This is a genomic window from Aquitalea sp. S1-19 (assembly GCF_024343515.1).
This window is the reverse complement of the sequence record NZ_RJTZ01000265.1, coordinates 1-1,816: the sequence shown is the minus strand read 5'-3', so window position 1 is coordinate 1,816 and position 1,816 is coordinate 1. Positions and strand designations below refer to the sequence as shown.

Below are 1,816 nucleotides of genomic sequence, written 5' to 3'. Positions count from 1 at the left end.
CCCTTGTAAAACCATGGCACCGCAATTTGCCGAAGCGGCACGGCAAGCACCGGAAATACGCTTTGCCAAAGTCGACAGCGATGGCGCACCACAAGCAGCGGCCCGCTACGCCATACGCAGCATCCCGACGCTGGTGCTATTCAAGAACGGCCGCGAAATTGCCCGCCACAGTGGCGCAATGCCCGCAGCACAGATACTGGCATGGGCACGAAGCGAACTCTCGCGCCACGGCTGACTGGCAAGGTGCGACCGGCTCACCCATACTGGCGATTACTGTCATATGGAGCGCACATCATGAAAACATGGCATGCCTGCCTGTTAAGCCTGTCCCTGCTGTCGCCACTGCCGGCACTGGCCGCCAGTGACATCCAGCAAAAAACCGTCGTGTTCGCCAAGGGCGCGACCAGCACCAACATCAAGGATCAGCTCAAGGGCTACCAGACTATCGACTACCAACTGCACGCGCGCGCCGGGCAACAGATGCGCGTCGACTTCGCGCCGAGCAACAGCTCAGCCTACTTCAACCTGCTGCCACCAGGCTCGGATGAAGCACTGTTTGTCGGCTCGACACTGGGCAACCACTACAGCGGCGTGCTTCCCGCCGACGGCGTCTACACGATACGCGTCTACCTGATGCGCAATGCCGCGCGACGCAATGAAACGGCCCGCTACACGCTCAAGGTCGGCATAGAAGCAAGCGCACATAAGGCCACGTCAACTGCCTTCGACAAGACACTGAACCTGCAAGGCGTCAATTTTCATGTGATGGCAACCAACGAGGGCTCGCTCAACCAGCTCACTATCACCCCGTCCGGACTTTCAGGCAGCAATACGCCCATCAAGCGTGAAATAGACGGCAGCGTGAGCGGCGCCGAAGTGGCTGACCTCAATGCCGACGGCTCGCCCGAAGTTTATGTTTACGTCAATTCGGCCGGCAGCGGCAGCTACGGTTCACTGGTCGGCTACGCCGTCAATCGTAAAAAATCGCTGAGCGAGATCCATCTGCCCGACCTCTCTACCGACAAGAAACTGTCACAAGGCTATCAGGGGCATGATGCATTTGCGGTTGGCGAGGGGCGCTTGCTACGCCGCTTCCCGGTCTATCGGGACGGAGATATCAATGCCAAGCCAACTGGCGGCATGCGCCAGATCCAGTACCGTCTGGTGCCAGGCGAAGCGGGTTGGCAATTGAAAATGGACAAGGTAGTAACGTACTGAAAGCGTCAAGAGAGGCGGTTTTAAAGCAAGAAGGGGCCGCCATCCGGCGGCCCCTTACAAGCGTGCATCAATAAATAAAGCGCGCCTTCAGGTTTCCCAGCATAAAGGTGTCGACGATAGACTCGGCACGTTCACGCGCACCGCCGCGCTTATGGCCTTTTCTGGCCACGATCAGCTCGTTCTTCATCGAGTGCTCCCAGCCGACCAGCTCGGTGACGGTAAGCTGGTAGCCGTGCGATTCCAACAGCAGACAGCGCAATACATTGGTCAGCTGGCTGCCGAACTCGCGGGTATGGATGCCGTGGCGCACGAGCTCGGCCAATGGCGTACCCGCCAGCAGCTTGGCCTTCACCTGACGCAGTTCGGCGGCAACTTCGGCCTGGCAGCACGGCACCAGCACGATGAACTGGGCATCCTTTTCCAGCGCGAAGCGGATCGCGTCGTCGGTGGCGGTATTGCAGGCGTGCAAGGCGGTGACGATATCGACCTGTTTGCCTATGGCCGAGTCCGAAATCGATTCGGCCACGGTCTCGTTGATAAAGCGCATGCGCGCAAACCCCAGACGCTCGGCCAGCGCCGCCGTGGTTTTCACCAGCTC

Annotated in this window: 3 protein-coding genes; 2 read left to right on the top strand and 1 reads right to left on the bottom strand. The window is 59.5% G+C overall.

All coding sequences use genetic code 11. The features are described 5' to 3' along the window. A partial coding sequence (locus tag EGI20_RS18155) for a thioredoxin family protein (protein WP_498633089.1) occupies window positions 1-235 on the top strand: 235 nt, incomplete at its 5' end. Window positions 236-294: 59 nt separating this feature from the next. Continuing rightward, entirely contained in the window at window positions 295-1,218 is a 924-nt protein-coding gene (locus tag EGI20_RS18150; RefSeq protein ID WP_498632978.1) for a PliI family lysozyme inhibitor of I-type lysozyme, read from the top strand. Between the two features lie 67 nt (window positions 1,219-1,285). On the opposite strand, the gene EGI20_RS18145 is transcribed toward EGI20_RS18150, so the two are convergent. Further along, window positions 1,286-1,816 (bottom strand): class I SAM-dependent methyltransferase (locus EGI20_RS18145; protein WP_498633087.1); only part of this gene is annotated, 531 nt, incomplete at its 5' end.

What these genes read in the sequence shown, in the direction of transcription:
- EGI20_RS18150 (WP_498632978.1), top strand. Translation starts at nt 295, where the DNA reads ATGAAAACATGGCATGCCTGCCTGTTAAGCCTGTCCCTGCTGTCGCCA.